Annotated in this window: 17 protein-coding genes; 7 read left to right on the forward strand and 10 right to left on the reverse strand. The window is 33.5% G+C overall.

All coding sequences use genetic code 11. The annotated features are described in order from the left end of the window. The first annotated feature begins 151 nt into the window (after positions 1-151). Positions 152-1,372 carry a putative glycoside hydrolase gene (locus JG554_RS01210; RefSeq protein ID WP_046206601.1) on the forward strand — a complete coding sequence of 407 codons (1,221 nt, stop codon included), beginning with the start codon at positions 152-154 and terminating at the stop codon, positions 1,370-1,372. A 103-nt stretch (positions 1,373-1,475) separates the two neighbouring features. Here JG554_RS01210 and larC read toward each other — a convergent pair whose 3' ends face one another. The 6 genes from larC to JG554_RS01240 are packed head-to-tail and all read right to left on the reverse strand — an operon-like array spanning position 1,476 to position 7,885. Next, positions 1,476-2,651, reverse strand: a complete 1,176-nt coding sequence (gene larC / locus JG554_RS01215) for a nickel pincer cofactor biosynthesis protein LarC (RefSeq protein ID WP_046206602.1) — start codon at positions 2,649-2,651, stop codon at positions 1,476-1,478. Positions 2,652-2,668: 17 nt separating this feature from the next. Continuing rightward, positions 2,669-3,427: a nickel pincer cofactor biosynthesis protein LarB gene (larB, locus tag JG554_RS01220; RefSeq protein WP_046206603.1), complete on the reverse strand. Its 759-nt coding sequence runs from the start codon at positions 3,425-3,427 to the stop codon at positions 2,669-2,671. A gap of 32 nt (positions 3,428-3,459) precedes the next feature. Beyond that, complete coding sequence (larE, locus tag JG554_RS01225) at positions 3,460-4,269, reverse strand: ATP-dependent sacrificial sulfur transferase LarE (RefSeq protein ID WP_070037719.1); 810 nt, start codon at positions 4,267-4,269, stop codon at positions 3,460-3,462. A 42-nt stretch (positions 4,270-4,311) separates the two neighbouring features. Continuing rightward, on the reverse strand, positions 4,312-5,574 hold the full coding sequence (gene larA, locus JG554_RS01230) for a nickel-dependent lactate racemase (RefSeq protein WP_046206604.1): 1,263 nt from the start codon (positions 5,572-5,574) through the stop codon (positions 4,312-4,314). Positions 5,575-5,620: 46 nt separating this feature from the next. Beyond that, positions 5,621-6,733: a 2-keto-3-deoxygluconate permease gene (locus tag JG554_RS01235; protein ID WP_238394781.1), complete on the reverse strand. Its 1,113-nt coding sequence runs from the start codon at positions 6,731-6,733 to the stop codon at positions 5,621-5,623. 21 nt (positions 6,734-6,754) lie between these two features. Further along, entirely contained in the window at positions 6,755-7,885 is a 1,131-nt protein-coding gene (locus JG554_RS01240) for a glycerate kinase (protein ID WP_046206605.1), read from the reverse strand. 139 nt (positions 7,886-8,024) lie between these two features. On the opposite strand from JG554_RS01240, the gene JG554_RS01245 reads away from it, so the two are divergent. The 4 genes from JG554_RS01245 (at position 8,025) to JG554_RS01260 (ending at position 13,478) form a co-directional block, all read left to right on the forward strand. Next, positions 8,025-9,104 carry a CdaR family transcriptional regulator gene (locus tag JG554_RS01245; RefSeq protein WP_070037117.1) on the forward strand — a complete coding sequence of 360 codons (1,080 nt, stop codon included), beginning with the start codon at positions 8,025-8,027 and terminating at the stop codon, positions 9,102-9,104. Between the two features lie 396 nt (positions 9,105-9,500). Beyond that, complete coding sequence (ppdK, locus tag JG554_RS01250; RefSeq protein ID WP_070037120.1) at positions 9,501-12,137, forward strand: pyruvate, phosphate dikinase; 2,637 nt, start codon at positions 9,501-9,503, stop codon at positions 12,135-12,137. Beyond that, positions 12,127-12,942, forward strand: a complete 816-nt coding sequence (locus tag JG554_RS01255; RefSeq protein WP_064209154.1) for a pyruvate, water dikinase regulatory protein — start codon at positions 12,127-12,129, stop codon at positions 12,940-12,942. Before ppdK ends, JG554_RS01255 begins: the two co-directional genes overlap by 11 nt. Before the next feature lie 122 nt (positions 12,943-13,064). Further along, positions 13,065-13,478 carry a VOC family protein gene (locus JG554_RS01260; RefSeq protein ID WP_064209155.1) on the forward strand — a complete coding sequence of 138 codons (414 nt, stop codon included), beginning with the start codon at positions 13,065-13,067 and terminating at the stop codon, positions 13,476-13,478. 287 nt (positions 13,479-13,765) lie between these two features. On the opposite strand, the gene JG554_RS01265 is transcribed toward JG554_RS01260, so the two are convergent. From JG554_RS01265 to JG554_RS01280, 4 genes are all read right to left on the reverse strand, one after another. After that, positions 13,766-14,275: a DUF3278 domain-containing protein gene (locus JG554_RS01265; protein ID WP_064209156.1), complete on the reverse strand. Its 510-nt coding sequence runs from the start codon at positions 14,273-14,275 to the stop codon at positions 13,766-13,768. A 13-nt stretch (positions 14,276-14,288) separates the two neighbouring features. Next, positions 14,289-14,792: a hypothetical protein gene (locus tag JG554_RS01270; RefSeq protein ID WP_070037123.1), complete on the reverse strand. Its 504-nt coding sequence runs from the start codon at positions 14,790-14,792 to the stop codon at positions 14,289-14,291. Further along, the gene (locus JG554_RS01275; protein ID WP_046206612.1) at positions 14,776-14,985 is read right to left on the reverse strand and encodes a helix-turn-helix transcriptional regulator; all 210 of its coding nucleotides are present in this window, start codon (positions 14,983-14,985) and stop codon (positions 14,776-14,778) included. Before JG554_RS01275 ends, JG554_RS01270 begins: the two co-directional genes overlap by 17 nt. 352 nt (positions 14,986-15,337) lie before the next feature. Next, positions 15,338-15,889, reverse strand: coding sequence for a helix-turn-helix domain-containing protein (locus JG554_RS01280; RefSeq protein ID WP_070037126.1), 552 nt, complete (start codon positions 15,887-15,889; stop codon positions 15,338-15,340). A gap of 85 nt (positions 15,890-15,974) precedes the next feature. Here JG554_RS01280 and JG554_RS01285 point away from each other — a divergent pair, with 85 nt between their 5' ends. Both JG554_RS01285 and cls read left to right on the forward strand, forming a co-directional pair. Then, complete coding sequence (locus JG554_RS01285; protein ID WP_070037129.1) at positions 15,975-17,159, forward strand: CynX/NimT family MFS transporter; 1,185 nt, start codon at positions 15,975-15,977, stop codon at positions 17,157-17,159. A gap of 158 nt (positions 17,160-17,317) precedes the next feature. After that, complete coding sequence (cls, locus tag JG554_RS01290) at positions 17,318-18,802, forward strand: cardiolipin synthase (RefSeq protein WP_070037132.1); 1,485 nt, start codon at positions 17,318-17,320, stop codon at positions 18,800-18,802. Positions 18,803-18,880: the final 78 nt, after the last annotated feature.

Raw genomic sequence — 18,880 nt, forward strand, 5'->3', positions numbered from 1 at the left:
TTGATAACTATTTCTGTCTTTTTTTATAAATAAAAGTTCGGAATTTACGTTGTTTAAAATATTAAAATGATATAATATGTGTAGTGTGATACTTATTTGTGATTTAAATGTTTTTGTCTTTGAATTGATTGAGGGAGAGGGAGATAATTCAATGAAGGTATGGAAATTTATAGTGATATTATTTGTGACCGTATTAATGATGTCAGCTTGTAACAGTGGTTCTAACAATGAGAAAGAAACAAATGAAGGTAAAGAAAGTTCAAACAAATCAAAAAAGCATACATATAGTGATGTTGATTATCCAAAAGATGGTGTGAAAGGTATCTATGTAACACCGGATTCAGCAAAAGGGGAAAATTTTGAAGAACTTATACAATTTATAAATGAAACTGAATTAAATGCCATGGTAATTGACGTTAAAGATGATGAAGGAAATATAACGATGGACTTTAAAAGTGACAATAAATTGATTAGCAGCAATACAGTGAATCGTGTTGACGTAAAAAAAGTCATAAAAGCAATGGAAAAAAACAATATTTATCCAATTGCACGTATTGTTACATTTAAAGATTCTAGATTGTCTGAAGAAAAACCTGATTGGTCATTTAAAACGTCTGATGGTAATGTTTGGGAAAGTGAAGGCGGGGATAGTTTTTTAAATCCTTTTAATGATAAAGTATGGAAATATAATATTGCAGTTGCAAAAGAAGCGGCTAAAGCAGGATTTAAAGAAGTTCAATTTGACTATGTTCGATTTCCTGAAGGATTTGAAAACAAAGATAAATCACTACAATATTCAAATGGAAAGTATAAAAATAGTGATTTAAACCATGTTGAGCAACGTGTAGATACGATTACTAATTTTTTGAAAACTGCACGTAAAGATTTAAAATCATATGATGTTCAAACATCTGCGGATGTTTTTGGTTACGCAGCTACGGTTAAAGAAACACCAGGTATTGGGCAAAGCTTCCCTAAAATCGCCAAAAATGTAGATGTCATTTCATCGATGATTTATCCTTCTCATTGGAGCCCAGGAGATTTTGGATTAGAAGCGCCAGATACAGAACCATATAAAACAGTGGATCGTTATCTTGATAAAGAAAAAGAAGCACTGCAAGGTATCGACCCTAAAAAGGTTAAATCTCGTCCATGGCTTCAAGATTTTACAGCCTCTTATTTAGGAGAAGGGCAGTATAAATCCTATGACAAAGCGGAAGTAACTGCACAAGTACAAGCGTTAAAAGATCATAATATTCATGAATTTTTATTATGGGATGCTTCTGCTGACTATACGAAAGGCGCCGATTACAATCCATCAAAATACACCAATCCGGATGCTCAAAAGCCAGAAAACGCTAAAAGTAATTAAACATATTAACTACTAAGATGAAGTAAGCCTATAACTGAAATTTATAGAATTTCAGTTATAGGCTTATTCTATTAGGACTTATGTGGCATAAGGTTTAAGAAATTCAGTCAAATTGTATATGTTTTTGAATCTCTTGATTAATATGATTGTATACATGTAAGAATGGTTTATTTGCTTGAATTGCAGCGTTTCTCACATCTTCAAATTCTGGTTTTGCCTTAATTATTTTTCCATTTAACATGGCTGTTTTTACTAAAATCGCTCCATAATTTGTATGAATTGTTTCGAATTGTCTATGGAGTACTTTACGATTAACCGTGTAACTTCTAATTCCTAATGTAGATGTATTTTTTAAAACATAGTCTTCGAAAAATTGTGCATTTTCTAATTTACAAATGACTGTGATTTGAGTGGCTGGTCTGCTTTTTTTCATGGTGATAGGTGTGAAGTATGCATCTAATGCACCATCTTCTAAAACTTGTTCAAGAAAGTAACTTAACATCTCAGCAGACATGTCATCTATCTGACTTTCTATTACTTGGACTTGTGTTGGTGTATTGTCTTTAGTTTTAAATTGAATTGCTCTTAAAATGTTTGGAAAATCAAAGTCTTTGGTGCCACTTCCATAACCAATTTCTTCTATTGTGACAGAAGGTAAAGGACCAATTTTAGATGCTAATGCTTTAATAAAAGCTGCTCCGGTTGGCGTCGTTAATTCGCTATTAATATCAAAAGAAGCAAGCGGTATACCTTTTAAAATTTCTGCCGTTGCTGGTGCAGGCACAGGATATAATCCATGAGCGATATTTATTTTACCTCCACCTGTTGGAATTGGGGAAGCGTGTAACTCATCAATTTTCAAATTTTCTAAAGCAAGGCAACCGCCGATAATATCGATAATGGAATCCATAGCGCCTACTTCATGAAAATGTACTTCTTCAACGGACATCCCATGAATTTTAGCTTCTGCGTGAGCAATCGTATCAAAGACTTTTTGGCTTCGTACTTTAACTCTTGCGGGTAAATCACTATCCTGTATCATTTTTGTAATATCAGAAGCTGTTCTATGGTGTGTTGTTTCACTAAAATCAATATCTAGTTGTTTGGCTTGAATACCTTGCTTGGTTTGATTAGAAAAGTGCAATTTAAAATCATTAAGTGGCAACTTTTGTAAATGAGATTCAATGTAAGCTATATTTGCACCTAAGTCTACTAGAGAAGATAGCAACATGTCACCTGCAATACCTGCATGGCAATCTAAATATATTGTATTCGTCATATCATTCACTCCATCCCTTAATGTTGTTCCAACATATTGACAATCATAGCAGCGTTATAACCACCGCCAAAGCCATTATCAATATTAAGTACACTAGAACCAGGTGCACATGAATTGATCATTGATAATAATGTAGTGATACCATCTAGATTTGCACCATAACCAATACTTGTTGGTACGGCATAGACAGGATGGTCAACCAAGCCAGCAACTACACTTGCTAACGCGCCTTCCATGCCAGCTATTACTACAGATACATTGCAATTGCGAATATCATCAATATGAGCGAAAAGACGGTGGATACCAGAAACTCCAACATCGTAAAATCTTTTTACTGAGATTCCCATTACTTCTGCTGTTATAGCAGCTTCTTCCGCTACAGGAAGGTCAGACGTACCTGCACAAATAATAGCAGCTTGACGTTGTGTCTTGGTAATATGCTCTAAAGATGTACAAACGATTTGTGCTGTTGCATGATGTACCAATTGAGGATATGTTTCACAAATAAAATGGGCTTTTTCATTATTAACACGAGTAATTAAAATTGTTTCTTCGTGTAATATTAATGAGTGAATGATTTTCACTAGTTGTTGCTCAGTTTTACCTTCGCCAAATATTACTTCTGGGAATCCTTGTCGCTTTCTACGATGTAGGTCGATTTTTGCAAAACCTAATTCATCATATTGACTTAATTCTGATTTAGCCTCAGATATTGATAATTGATCTGATTTTACTGCTTGCAATAATGATTCGATGGAATCATATTTATCTGTCATAGTTAAACCACCTTTATACTATAGCGTTAAAATTAAGATTGTATGACCTCATTCATACTACCAGTACGATAGCCTTCTAAATCAATTGTGACATAGTCAAAGCCAAGCTCTTTAAGTCGTAGTGAAATTTGGTCTTTATGTTGAATTATCGTAACAATATCTGTTTCATCAACTTCGATACGTGCTATGTTGTCGTGATAACGTACTCTCACGTTATTAATATCTAAATCTAAAATGAATTTTTCAGCTTCATTAACTTTATTAACTTTGTTGAAACTAAGTGGTTCACCATAAGGGATACGAGAAGCTAAGCTACAAAGTGCAGGCTTATCCCAAACCGGTAAGCCATTTGATTTGCTTAGTTCTCGTACTTCATCTTTATAAAGTTCAACTTCTTGTAAAACGCTTCTCACCCCGTATTCAGATCTCGCTTTAAGACCTGGTCGGAAATCTGAAATATCGTCCATAATCATGCCGTCTAACACATAATTGAATCCAAATGTTTTTCTTAACGCTTCTAGTTTTGCGTATAATAAACATTTGCTGTAATACCAACTGTCGGGTGTGTTTTTTATGATGTGTGGGTCTTTTAATTCTGCTATTTCCGTCTCTACGATATCTGCATTTAACGTATTTCCAAGTTCTATAGCCCGATTAAATTCTTCGTTTCTAAATAATTCTGATTTAACTATCACTGCTTTTACATTATTGGTACCTAATACATCAATTGCTTTTTTCAGAACTAAGCTACTATCGACACCGCCTGAAAAAGCAATAACTACTGTCTCCATTTCTTTTAAAAGCATTTCAAGTTTAAATTCTTTATTCTGTAATTTAGTCATCATTTAAATTTCCTCCTTAAATATTTTTGGACGTATTGAAAATTATGATTCTACATACGGTATGGTAAGTGGGCCGAGTGGCATAACGCCAATAGTCATGTCTTTCCCATATTGTCGTTCTAAAGTTTTTAATGTTGCTTCAATATTTGAAACAGGATGTAACATAGCATCTTTTGCTTGTTGATCAGTTAATTTGGAATATAAATACACATTGGCAAAAGTTTGAATCACAGCTTGTTTTTGAACTTGCCACTGATCTAGCATGGCGAAGTTTGGATCATTAATCATTTTGACAAGTGCTTCTGGGGTGTCTGCCATTTTCAGTATTTCTGCATAATTACCATGATTTGGAAAACCATCGCTGCATTCAGATAACATGATAATACTGCCGCCTTCTTTAACCACTTTATGAGCAGCACTCATTCCTTTAACTGTTTGATATAAATTTTGGTCAAGTGGATAACCAGAATTAGATGCGATAACGACGTCAAAGCGATGGTCACATTTGAACATAGCGTGTTTTTTTGCATAAGCACATCCCAAATCATGTGCTTTATACAGTTCTCCAGCAAAGACTTCTGTAATTTCTTTTTCTTTGTTCAATGTTACATTGAGCATAAAGTCAGGTTTGCACATGGCATTAATTTCTCGAGTCATATCTTGTACTGGATTGTCTGTCATATTCCCCCAAGTAGAACGAATATCACCGATCATTTTGGCATTGTGAAATGTCATAATCGTTTCTATACCTGCAATACCAGGCATGATTCCTTTTGGTCCTCCTGAAAATCCAGCAAAGAAATGTGGTTCTATAAAGCCAGTTACAATTTTGAAATCAGAATCTACATAATCCTTGTTTAAATAAACATCACAGCCGTATTTACTATGGCCAACTTTTTTTAAAGTTTGCTTATCATTACAATGATTATGTACAATTCTAATATTGTTTACGATATCTTCACCTAACATTTGTATCAATTCATCTTTAGTTTGATCTCGATGTGTACCAGTACCATTAATGATAACAATATTTTCTAAAGGTACATGTGCAAGGCATTCTATAATAAGAGGTACAAGTATATGATTGGGTGTAGGGCGCGTGATATCACTAATAACGATTGAAACAGTCTGATTGGATTTTACTAAATCTTCCAGCGGATCCGAATTTATAGGATTCTTTAATGCATCACGTATGGCTTGTTTATCATTTTCGAGTGCAGGTATAGGTGTTGGCTCTATTAAGACGCAGTTTTCAGGTAATTCTATATTAAGGTTTGACTTTCCATATAATATTTCTGTATTCAAGGTCGATCTTCCTCCTTATATGAAGCGCTTTCATAAAAATGTGATTTTATTTTCGCATTAGAATGTGTTTGGGTCGATTGAGTAACATATTCCTTTGTTCCATATATTCCTTACTTTTTTGATACCTATCAATCAATATGACTGCTATTGGACATAATATTGCTGTAGTAATAGCCGAAATTGAAATTTGTGCTGTGGCGATAGGTGCTACTTTCTCAATCATAGCATACTCACTTTGACTCAGATTACCATTTGCGAGCGCCGTAGAAGCAGCAGCAACTACTGCAGCAGGTGTAGATACTGCGTTACCTGCTGTAGATGATTCAGAAATTGGTGCAATTACACTCTTTTCTTTAAATATTTTAAAGGCAATGATACCAGTAAATGCGGTACAAATAAAGGTTAATACTGCTAACGTTAAGCCTCCTGATAATACGGAAAAATTAAAGAATTCAGCTAAATTCATACCAGCACCTAAAGAAAAGGCGAAAAAGGGGATGAGTATGGTTTCACCTGGACGTAAAAACTCTGATATTTTAGGGTCAAGATTGCCTAATATCATGCCTATACTTAAAGGTAAAAGCACAGAAATAAATGAAATGATTGGAAAGCTTGTACCAATAAATCCCAATGAAATCAAAGTTAACAATGGTCCGTCATTAATAGCAAGTATGGACAGGCCACCAACATCTGAACGATTCCCATAAGTACTTGTTAAAGCAGCATACATGCCACTATTACTATTTGTCATTGCTGCGATGACAGCTATTGTAGACAAACCGAATAGTCCACTCCAAGGATCAAATAATGAGCCTAATAGGAGTCCTACTGCTAACCCAGAAAAATATTTCGTTGTTGTTAATAGCATACCTTTTTTTAAGGCCTTACCGCCAATTTTTAAATTCATTTGACTTCCTACACAAAATATAAAAAGTGCAATTAAGACAAGAGCACTATATTTGAATAATTCTTGTGAAAAACCCCCAATTTGAAGCATTTCGTAATATCCTTGTTCAGTTTTAGGTGCGCCCAGTGACTTAAGTAGGTTCATTATAGGAGTTAAATGTAATTGGTCAACGGTGTTTATTGTAGCGCCTAAAAGCAACGGGACTACCATCAATCCTCCAGGAATTTTTTCTATTGTATCTTTAATTCTCATAACTAACATCCCCTTAATATGTTATTGGTTATGGAAAAATGTTTTTACAATATTCTTGGTTGTTTGTTTTATCAATTTTTCCGACTTTGAAAATGTTTCTTCTAATGACATAGGTCCATTACTTAAACTAAATGCGCTGAGTATACCACTGTCTTTTAAGTCTTTTTCATCTACTTCTACTGATCCTCCTATAAAAATAACTGGTACATTATACTTTTTAGCACATTTTGCAATGCCAATTGGTGCTTTACCATAAAAAGATTGCTGATCGATTTTTCCTTCTCCAGTAAGGATTAAGTCTGCTTGCTTTAAGTATTTCTCAAATTGTATATATTCCATAACTACCTGGATACCTTCTTTAAAGTAACTTGGGAAAAATGCTTTGAAAGCACCTCCTAAACCACCTGCTGCGCCAGCACCAGGTAAATCGTGTAGCCTTATGCCTGTAGTGTGTTCAACTAGATTAGCCCAATGAGTGAGGTTATCATCGAGTTGATGCATATTTTGTGCAGATGCACCTTTTTGTTTCCCAAAAATAAATGATGCGCCATTAGGTCCTACTAATGGATTTTGAACATCAGTCGCTATAATAAAATTACAATAAGCGATTCGAGGATCAAAATTCGATAAGTCAATTTGAGCTAAATTTTGTAGTTCTCCACCTCCAAAATGTATTGAATGATTTTGGTTATTCTTTAAATCTGCTCCTAAAGCTTGCAACATACCTGCGCCAGCGTCATTTGTAGCTGAACCACCAATCGCCAGGATGAAATTTTGATATCCGTGATTTAAAGCATGTAAAATTAGTTCGCCTGTACCATACGTTGTCGTATATAAAGGGTTTAATTCGTCTTGATCTAAATGCTTTAATCCTGAAGCTTCTGCCATTTCAATGACACAAGTATGATTATCTAAAATACCGTATTGAGCTGTTACTTTGTCACCAAGTGGTCCGGTTACACTGACTGTAGTAAACGAACCATTTGTTGCATTTATTAATGCTTCCATTGTTCCTTCGCCACCATCACCGATGGGTAAATCATGAATGGTAGATTCAGGGAAAACTTCTAATATAGAATCTTTCATATACTTGGTTACTTCGCTTGCCTTCATACTTCCTTTAAATGAATCAGGTGCTAATATGATTTCCATTGTGAATTTCTCCTTTTTAAGAAAGCGCTTTCTAAAATGTATTGTTCTAAGTTTAACGATTTTACTATTTTAGAAAAAGGGTTAAACTATACAAAAATAATATTTTAAATTTGTATATAAATAACAAGTGGTGAGATAAATGGATATATTGACTGAAGAAATGGCAACGTTAATCGTTAATGAAACAGCTAAAAGAACCAAAACTAACATTAATATTATGAATTTTAATGGAGTAATTATTGCGTCTTTCGATAAAAGACGTATCGGTACGCTACACGAAGGTGCTATAGAAGTGTTGAAACAAGAAAAAACCGTGGTAATTAACCAGAAAGACAGTTTACATCTTAAAGGTACGCAGGCAGGTATTAACTTACCTATTATTTTTCAAGATAATATAGTAGGTGTTATCGGTATTACAGGTAATCCTAGTCAAATTACACATGTAGCAGATTTAGTTAAAATGTCTACAGAATTGTTACTTTATCAGAATTATTTTACATATGAATTGGAAGGGCAAATACGGAGTCAAGAATTATTTATAGAGGAGTTGTTAAAAAGTGAATCATCAAAATCCTTTATTCAATATTTAATGAAACAACTCAATATCGATTTATTAACCTATAGAAAATGTATTATTATCGATATTGAAAAGCAGATTTTTTCTAGAAATAGCATTGTACGTTCATTAACGAGTAGGATAGACGCCCGTTCATTTACAATTGCATTTACGAATTATAACCGTATTGTTATTCTTGCTACTGCTCAGTCAGTACAAGCTTTAGATAATAAAATCAATCATATATATCAAATATTTCAAAACTTAGAGCTTAACGTTCAAATGGCTTCAAGTCTTATGTTTAAAAGATTAAAAGATTTTAAAAATGCATATGAAGAGTGTGAGTTAGTGTTTATGTTGGCTGAAAATGAAAAGGTTGTAACCTCATTTGAAGATATAGAAGAAAAAACACTTTTATATCAAATTGATAAGAACATAAGAGAACGATTTAAAAAAAGAATATTGAGTGATGTGGGTCAACAGAGTATCGATACACTAAAAAGTTTCTTTGAAAATGATTTAAATATAACGCAAACTGCTAAAAAATTGTATATCCATAGAAATACTTTATTGTATAGGTTAGAAAAATGTGAAAAAGAAACAGGATTAAACCCAAAAAAATACTCTGATGCTGTTAAATTACAGATTGCAATATGGTGTTAGCGACGAAAGCAATAAAATCACTTCATTAGAAAGTTTAGTAAGAATAATAAAAAGGTTAGACACATAAAAAAACACTTTGCAGCAATCAAAGATCAATCATACATGTAATAGATGAGCTGCTAGCATGCAACGACATACAAATTTTAAAAATAATAGCAGTCTAAACGGATAATCATTTTAATATTTTAATTATGTCATACGATAAAAAATAAAAAGTCTTAAGCAATACGATGAACTCGTGTTGCTTAAGGCTTTTTATATGCTTTTTTTAGCTCAGTAGGTTACGAAAGTGAATGATAAAGAGCAACCGTTAAAATTTTGGTTGTTTTTTATAAAGTAATATGACATACTCTATAATAATTAGTATGACATATTAAAAATTTGAGGTGAATCAGTATGACAAAATATATTTATGCATTTGATGAAGGCAATAAAGCCATGAAAGATTTATTAGGAGGTAAGGGAGCTAATTTAGCTGAAATGAAACGGTTAGGGTTACCTGTGCCGGACGGTTTTACGCTTACTACAAAGGCGTGTATTGAGTATTTAAAGCAAGGCGCTCACCTTTCAGATGAATTAGTTGGACAATTACATGAACAATTAGAAGCATTTTCACAACGCACTCAAAAATCATTTTCTTCTAAAGAATCCTTATTATTAGTTTCTGTAAGAAGTGGCGCAAAAATTTCCATGCCAGGCATGATGGATACCATTTTAAACTTGGGGTTGAATGATTTTAATGTTAAAACATTAGCAGAAAAAACAGATGATGCACGTTTTGCATATGACTGTTACCGTAGATTATTACAAATGTTTGGCGAAGTCGTATACGGCATACCGATGACTTCATTCGATACATATTTTAATCAATATAAAGCACAACACAATTACCAAAATGATGCAGATATTCCAGCTGAAGGTTTAGAAGAAATATGTGATCATTTTAAAAGTGTTTATTTGGAAGAAGTTTATAAACCATTCCCACAGGAGCCAATTGTACAATTAACAGAAGCAATTGAAGCAGTTTTTAAATCATGGGACAATGATCGCGCACGTGTATATCGTCAATTAAATGAAATACCACACGATATTGGCACTGCAGTTAATATTCAGGAGATGGTTTTTGGTAATAGTGGTGCACAAAGTGGGACAGGTGTTGCATTTACGCGTAATCCAGTAACTGGTGAAGCAAAATTGTTTGGTGAATATTTGTTGAATGCTCAAGGAGAAGATGTTGTCGCTGGTATTAGAACGCCAAAAGATATCAGCACATTAAAAGCACAAATGCCTCTTGTTCATCAACAGTTTTTAGAAGTTTCTCAACAATTAGAAAAACACTATAAAGATATGCAAGATATTGAATTTACTATTGAAAATGAGCAACTATATGTCTTACAAACGCGCAGTGGTAAACGAACTGCTAATGCAGCCATTCATATTGCAGTAGATTTAGTCGAAGAAGGTATTATTTCTAAAAATGAAGCAGTTATGAATGTAGAAGTAAAATCAATTGAGCAATTATTACATCCTAATTTTGATGATAAAGCACTTGAGAGAGCTACAGCTGTTTCGAAAATGGGACTTCCTGCTAGTCCGGGTGCAGCGAGTGGTGAAATCGTGTTTTCTGCTGAAACTGCAAAATTCAAAGCTGAACAGGGATATAAAGTAATATTGATGAGACCTGAAACCTCACCTGAAGATATTGAAGGTATGGTTGCAAGTGAAGCGATAGTTACCACACATGGTGGTATGACTTCCCATGCTGCAGTTGTAGCTAGAGGAATGGGTAAATGTTGTGTGACAGGATGTTCAGACGTTGAAATTAATGTTAAGGATAAAGAAGTAACATATCCTAACGGAACATTAAACGAAGGGGACATTATCTCAGTTGATGGCGCTAAAGGTGATATTTATTTAGGAGAAGTTGAAACGATTAAAGCTGAGAGAAGTAAGGCTTTTGAACAATTTATGCAATGGTCAGAAGAAATTGCAAGATTAGATGTTCGCATGAATGCAGAAACATCACAAGATATTCAAGCTGGCTACCAATTTGGTGCGAAAGGTATTGGTTTAGTTCGTACTGAGCATATGTTTTTTGGCCCTGAACGTTTGATTGAAATGAGACGTTTCATTTTATCTGATACACAAGATAAAAGAGTGAATGCTTTAAATAAAATTAAACAATATCAAAAAGAAGATTTTGAAACGATATTAAAGTTATCTGGAGAACGTCCGACGATTATCCGTTTATTAGATCCACCTTTACATGAATTTTTACCTAACTCAACAGAGGAAAAAAATAGTGTGGCAAGCCAACTCAACGTGTCTGTTGCAGAGTTAGACCATTATATGGAAAGTTTAAATGAAGTTAATCCAATGCTAGGGCATCGTGGGTGTCGCTTGGCGATTACTTACCCTGAACTTTATATTATGCAAGCAGAAGCTATTATGGAAAGTGCATTGAAACTTAAAAAGCAGGGCATTGATTGTCAACCTGAGATTATGATTCCGCTCGTATCAACTGTTTCAGAATTCACAACATTAAAGACACAAGTTGTTGAATGCATTGAAGCCTTACAAGCTGAAATGGGAGTAAGTGTTCACTATATGATTGGAACGATGATTGAAACACCAAGAGCATGTCTAATCGCTGGAGATTTAGCACGAGAATGTGATTTCTTTAGTTTTGGCACAAATGATTTAACACAATTAACGTTTGGTTTCTCACGTGATGATGCTGGTAAATTTATTAGCGCTTATTCAGAGCAAGGCATATTAACAATAGACCCATTCCAAACACTTGATATAGATGGCGTTGGACAATTAATTAAGCAAGCGACAGAGCAAGCAAAAGCCACAAATCCAACGATAAAAATTGGCGTATGTGGAGAATTAGGCGGTGACCACAAATCAATTCAATACTTTAATCAACTAGATTTGGATTATGTATCATGTTCTCCATTTAGAGTGCCAGGAGCCTTATTATCAACGGCTCAAAGTGAAGTCGAAGGCGGTAGATTACGTGTTAAATGATAATGATAGACCACAGTTAACGCTATTCGTTGTATCTGATTCTATAGGTGAGACAGCACAGCGAATGATTCATGCGACCTTAACACAATTTCCAGATGTCACGCGTATAGAAATTAAAAAATTTCCTTTTATCAAAAATCAAGATGAATTACTCAATGTGCTTTCTTTGGCTAAGGCGCGTGGTGCAGTCGTTATAACGACTTTAGTTAATCCAGAATTTAATATAAAAGGTCAGGCATATGCTCAAGCGCAACAAATTCCATATGTTGATTATATGTCTGATTTAATTAGCATTATTCAAGAACATACGAATTGTTCACCCATCTTAGAAAGTGGTGCTTTGCGCAAGTTAGATGACAACTATTTTAAAAGAATTGAGGCAATGGAATATTCTGTGAAATATGATGACGGTAAACATTTTACGGATATAGGAGAAGCTGATGCTTTGATTTTAGGTGTTTCACGAACGTCAAAGACGCCTTTAAGTATGTATTTAGCAAACAAAGGTTATAAAATCGCTAATATCCCTTTAGTTCCAGAAGTGGATATTCCAGATGAGGTTTTTAGAAATAAAAATTTAAAGGTATTTGGTTTGACTGCGAGTCCTACCTATATCTTGAATATTCGTACTGAACGCGTGAAAGTATTAGGTTTACATGGACCTACAGATTATAATAGTGTCGATAGAATTAAAGAAGAACTAATGTATGCCGAAGAAATATTTGCTAAATTAAATGCCACAGTTATTAATACGGAATTCAAATCGATTGAAGAATCAGCATTTTATATTGAAAAGTTTTTATAAAGATGAAAAATTGTAATTACCTATGTGTGTTTCAAATCTAGATATCAAACTTGAATTGTCTAAATTTATGTTAAAAGGGTATGTTTGATAATAGAAAACGATATTTAAAAAGAGGGGATACTATGTTGAAATCGACAGTACCGTATTTGTTTTTTAACGGTCAATGTAAAGACGCTTTGGCATTTTATAGTAAGGTGTTGAACGGAGAGATTAAAGATACAATGACATACGGTGAAGCGAATGAAAGTGTTGCAGATGATCCTAATCGTATCATTCATGCCCAATTAGAAGTTGATGGTAACTTATTCATGCTGTCAGATATACCTAAAGATGATGATACAATGCTACAAGATAGAAATGTATATATTGTTTTAGAATTTGATAGTGAAGCGGCAGTCGAAGAAGCTTATGAACAATTGAAAGATGAAGGCAATGTTCAAATGGAGCTAGATACTATGTTTTGGGGAGCGAAATATGCCAAGTTGATTGATAAATATGATATCGGTTGGGATTTAAGTTACACATATCCACAATAACTTAAACTGCAATTGGAATAGAAATATTCACGCACATGTATCTTAATCTGTTCAAACATAAAAAGATGTTTATTAAGGTATAACAGTATATAATTAAAATAAATGTATTTTCATTTTTGAAGATAGCACCTCAAGTTGCATTGCTATTTACTGCGATAACTTGAGGGCTGTACTTTCGAATGGATTTGCATTTTTTATTTTAAATGGCACGTCGTACTTTATCTATTAAAATAACTAAAAATTGAAAGCAGCGTTTTTCACGCTGCTTTCAACATAAAATTAGGCCTTCATTTTTTATAAGTACGAATGATTTTGGATTTGGCTATCATATATATGATTAATCCTGTAATCATGGCAATGGTTGCAGTCGTTGGGATTTGAGAACTTAAAGCTGTGATTTTAGGAAGTTCTTGGTGTGTCACAAAGGGAATAAGGTAATTATTGATGTTGAAAATTATAAACATAATAAATGCAAATAGGATACTGCCGTTACGTGCTTTTTTGATATATTTTTGGTATTCATCTTTAGAATCGACATCAAATAGGTCTACTTTTTTATTGTGAAGTGCGCATGTGAGTATGATTGAAGCCACCATCAATCCAATCAATGCAATGATACTAACAAATGGTATTTGTTGAAAATACATAGAGATAAAACAATCTAGTGCGGAAATCATCAATGTTCCCCAAAATATCCAGACATATAGTTTGGCATAGAGATTTAATAATACTTGCCGTTCATATTCATCAGTAAATCTATAGTTTGGAATTAAGCGAAGTGTTTTTTCATTATTCAAGATGATTGGCCTCCTATTCTATTAATTTTATGCGCGAATCTTTGTTAACTGTAAAGATGACAATGAATATAAAGGGTATATAGGTACTTATATTTAATAAATAACTAAAATTCATTGGATTTCCTGCAAGTAGTGGTGCGGTGATTGTTGCAGTCCCTAACATATAAATTAGGGCTGTAACCAAGAAAATAATCCTTTTATTTCGTGTTTCTTTTAGTAGTTTATAATATGTATGTCGCTGATGTACTTCAATTTCAATAGCATCTGCACCGAGACGATTCATGCTCATTCTACAGAATAGAATAATAATTAACAGGGCACCACCAACGGTAAATGGTGATAAAAATTCTCGCTCTATATCAAGGAAAATAGATAAATAAACAAGGGCAAGTAACGTATATAAAGCAATAATTGAAATTTTTGCTAATGTTTTATCAATTTCATGTCGTTGATATTCATCAGGTGTATCAATTAAACCGGCGAAGTTTTGATATAACCATTTATCTCTTTTCTTCATCGTTATGATCCTCCCAAAATAAATCGTTTAATGTAACATTTAATGATTGTGCAATATTGATACATAAATTTAATGATGGATTGTATTTATCATTTTCAATCATATTAATCGTTTGTCGTGAAACGCCTACGGAACGTGCAAGCGCAAGTTGAGATATTTGTTGTTGACTGCGAAAGTATTTAACTTTATTCAATTTAAATCATCACTTCTTTCTGATGTGTCAAATATATATGACATAACTTTTTTCGTCAAGATAATATAAAAAATAATAAATCTTTATATATTAAATAAAGCGCGATATATAAAATGTTTCTAAAAACAAGCGGGGTAGAAATCATTTGATAAAATTTGATTTCTACCCCGTTTGGGATTGTATGTGATAGTTCAGCGTTGAATGTGTCATACCTTGGCAACAACATCACACCGTATTCATTTGGCGTTATTTTTAAGAAGGTTAATGACCATTTTGATGATGGCTTTTATTTATCTTTTGTTTGTCGCAGTGAGATTATTAAATAATGTTGAGTGCAAATTTACTACGATTGCTATTGTACTTGATAATGTATTGTGGCGGTAAGTATAACAACTTCATTATTTGGGTTATAGTAACCATGAGCTACATCACTATTAAAACGAAAAGCTTGGTTACTGCTAATTGTATAAGACGTTTGTTCGACTTCAATATTTAAAGTGCCTGAATTAACAATGATAAACTCTTCAGATTGTATATGATGAGGATCAGAAATCATTTTACCACCTGGTTGAATTTCCATTTTAAACATTTCAAAATGCTTTCTATCATCGTAAGGAAAATACGGAAAGATCTTAACTTTATCTTCAACAATAGGAATAATGTCAGATTCATCTACGAAGTTTATATGTTCTTGTCTTGTTGATGTCAGTTGTGACAGAGGTAAATGAAGTCCATTGGCAATCTTCCATAATGTTGTAATTGTTGGATTAGATGCGCCTTTTTCAATTTGACTTAGCATGTTTTTACTAACGCCAGTTAGGTTAGCCATTTTATCTAAACTAAGCTGATGTTTACTACGATAAGTTGCTAAATTTTTTGCAATAATATTTTGAATATGATACACGTGAATCGCTCCTATTTACATTATAACGTACATATTGTACCATATGTAATGTTGTTTAGAAAATTTATGATGTAAGGTGAGCAAAATGGAAAATTATAGAAAAGTAAAGCCGTTTAATTGGCTTTTATTTATCGGTGTCTTATTAGTGGGTGCAAATCTAAGGGCGCCAATTACTTCAATCGGAGTTGCGTTGCCTGATATAAAAAATGATTTGGCGATGTCTAACAGTGCAGTTAGTGTAATTACAGTCGTCCCGTTGATTGCATTCGCAATTATTTCGCTATTTGCAGCAAAAACCAGTTATCGCTTTGGATTAGAGCGTACAATTTTTGTGGCTTTATGGCTAATACTGATTGGTGTAATCGTACGTTCTATCACAGGTGTTTCGTGGTTATATATAGGTACCATTCTTATCGGTGTCGGTATAGGTTTTGGTAATGTACTTGCGCCAGCAGTGATCAAAGCGAAATTCCCATTACATATAGGTGTGATGACAGGCTATTATACTGTTGTTATGAACGTGTTTGGAGGATTATCATCATATGGAACGGCGCCAGTCGTCAAAGCATTTAATTATAATATTGCTATTAGTGCGATTGGTGTCATTACATTGATTACCATTATAATATGGGCGTTTCAATTAAAGCATAAGGAAGAAACAACGGCCTCATTACCAAAAGAGAGTGTCAATGTTTGGAAGTCGCCATTATCATGGCAAATAACGATATTGATGGGCGGACAGTCACTTATTTTTTATTCTCTAATCAATTGGCTGCCAGCATATTTATCTCAAAGTGGTATGTCAATCAGTGAAGCCGGGATGTATTTATCAATTATGCAAATCTCCATCATCCCATTAACATTTATTACACCTATATTTGCTACCAAAATGAAATCACAGTTTTTATTAACTTTTATCACTGGTTTATGTTTTGTGGTGGGTGTTTCAATAATGTTATTTTCACCACAACTTGCTTTAATTGCTACGATTTTAATTGGTGTTGCAAGTGGCTTAGCGTTTGGACTTGTTAATACATTCTTTAGTTTAAGAACAGAACATAGTCAAACGTCAGCAAAGTTATCTGGTATGGCTCAATCTGTGGGTTATCTTTTTGCAGCTATAGGTCCTTTATTATTTGGTATATTACACGATGTTACAGGTCAATGGATCGGTTCATTAAGTATTTTATTAATCACTGCACTATTAATCACATTATTCGGCTCACAAGCAGGGCGTAATCGAACAATAGAAAAAACAATAGAACAATAGACAGTATCATTCAAATATTGTACGATATTTTACAACATGCTTTGTTTTTCTATGAGTTTTAAAATTAATTGGATTTGATAAGTTGAGCTACATTAATAGTCACATAGATGACTTATGTAGTCTTCATTAAAATCTAAAAGAAACGATGAGGTGTCATTATGCAACTTATTTTTGATCCAAGTGTAAGCCCGATTTATCGAGGTATACTTGCGTTTTTCTTTGTTATTAATATAGCACTTGCCTTTATTATTGTATTCTTAGATAGAGATCGCAGAGATGCTACAGCAACTTGGGCATGGTTATTTCTACTATTTGTAGTACCTATTTTAGGCTTTATTATTTATATATTCTTTGGTCGAGCAGTGCGAAAAAAACGTGAACAAGGCTTTCACCATAATCAGATAGATGACATGAAAGAACGAATGAAAACACAGTTATCAGATGCTACCAACAAGATTAATCATTCAGATAACCGATTAGTTAAAAAACATGCAGATATTGTAAATACATTGCTAACGAAAGAACCAACATTTTTAAGTTACGATAATAATGTCGACATTTATACTGATGGTCATGCGCTATTTGACCAAATGAAAGAAGATTTACGCAATGCGAAATCGTATATTCATTTAGAGTATTATGTTTTGAAATTAGATAAGTTGGGCTCTGAAATTGTCGATATTTTGCAACAAAAGGCTGAAGAAGGATTGGAAGTTAAAATACTTTATGATGCAGTAGGATCTAAAACGGTACATAAATCAAAATTCAAAAACTTCCAAGAAGCTGGTGGACAAGTAGAGGCTTTCTTCCAAGCTAAAATTCCATTAATAAATTTCAGACTAAACAATAGAAATCACCGTAAAATTTTAGTGATTGATGGTATGACTGGTTATGTGGGTGGATTTAATATTGGTGATGAATATTTAGGTTTAGATGAAAAATTTGGCTATTGGCGTGACACACATTTAAGAGTTAAAGGTGATGGCGTTGACGCGTTACAGCTCAGTTTTATCCACGATTGGAATTCTCAATCACACCGTGAACAATTGGAATATAATGATAAGTATTTCCCAGACAATGCAAATCAAGGTGGAGATGTGCCGATGCAAATTGCACTCGGTGCCCCAAGTGATAACTGGCATCAGATAGAGTTTGGCTATATGAAAATGATCATGAACGCCAAAGAATCAATTTATATGCACAGTCCGTATTTTATACCAGATAAAGGTTATATCAATGCATTGCGTATAGCTGCAAAAGCTGGGGTAGACGTGCGGTTAATTATTCCTAATAAACCAGACCATATTTTTGTATACTGGGCCACAATTACAAGTGTCGCGCAGTTGATTAGAGATGGTGTCAAAGTTTATACGTATGAAAATGGATTTATTCATTCAAAAATGATGATTATTGATGATGAAGTAGCAAGTGTAGGCTCATCAAATATGGACATACGTAGTTTTGAATTAAATTTTGAAATTAATGCATTTATGTATGATGCAAATATTGTCAAAGAACTTAAAGCAGCATTTATAGAAGATATGAAAGTATCTAAGGAATTAACAGAAGAGCGCTATGAACAGCGATCAAATTGGATTAAGTTCAAACAATCGATTGCTAAATTAGCGTCACCAATTCTATAAAATATAAAGCATATTGAAGTGGCAAGTTCTAAGACTGTATGTATTTATCAATGCAACTATCGCTCGTGATGCCACTGG

It is taken from the genome of Staphylococcus sp. 11-B-312, assembly GCF_016743055.1.
GTDB lineage: Bacteria > Bacillota > Bacilli > Staphylococcales > Staphylococcaceae > Staphylococcus > Staphylococcus ureilyticus.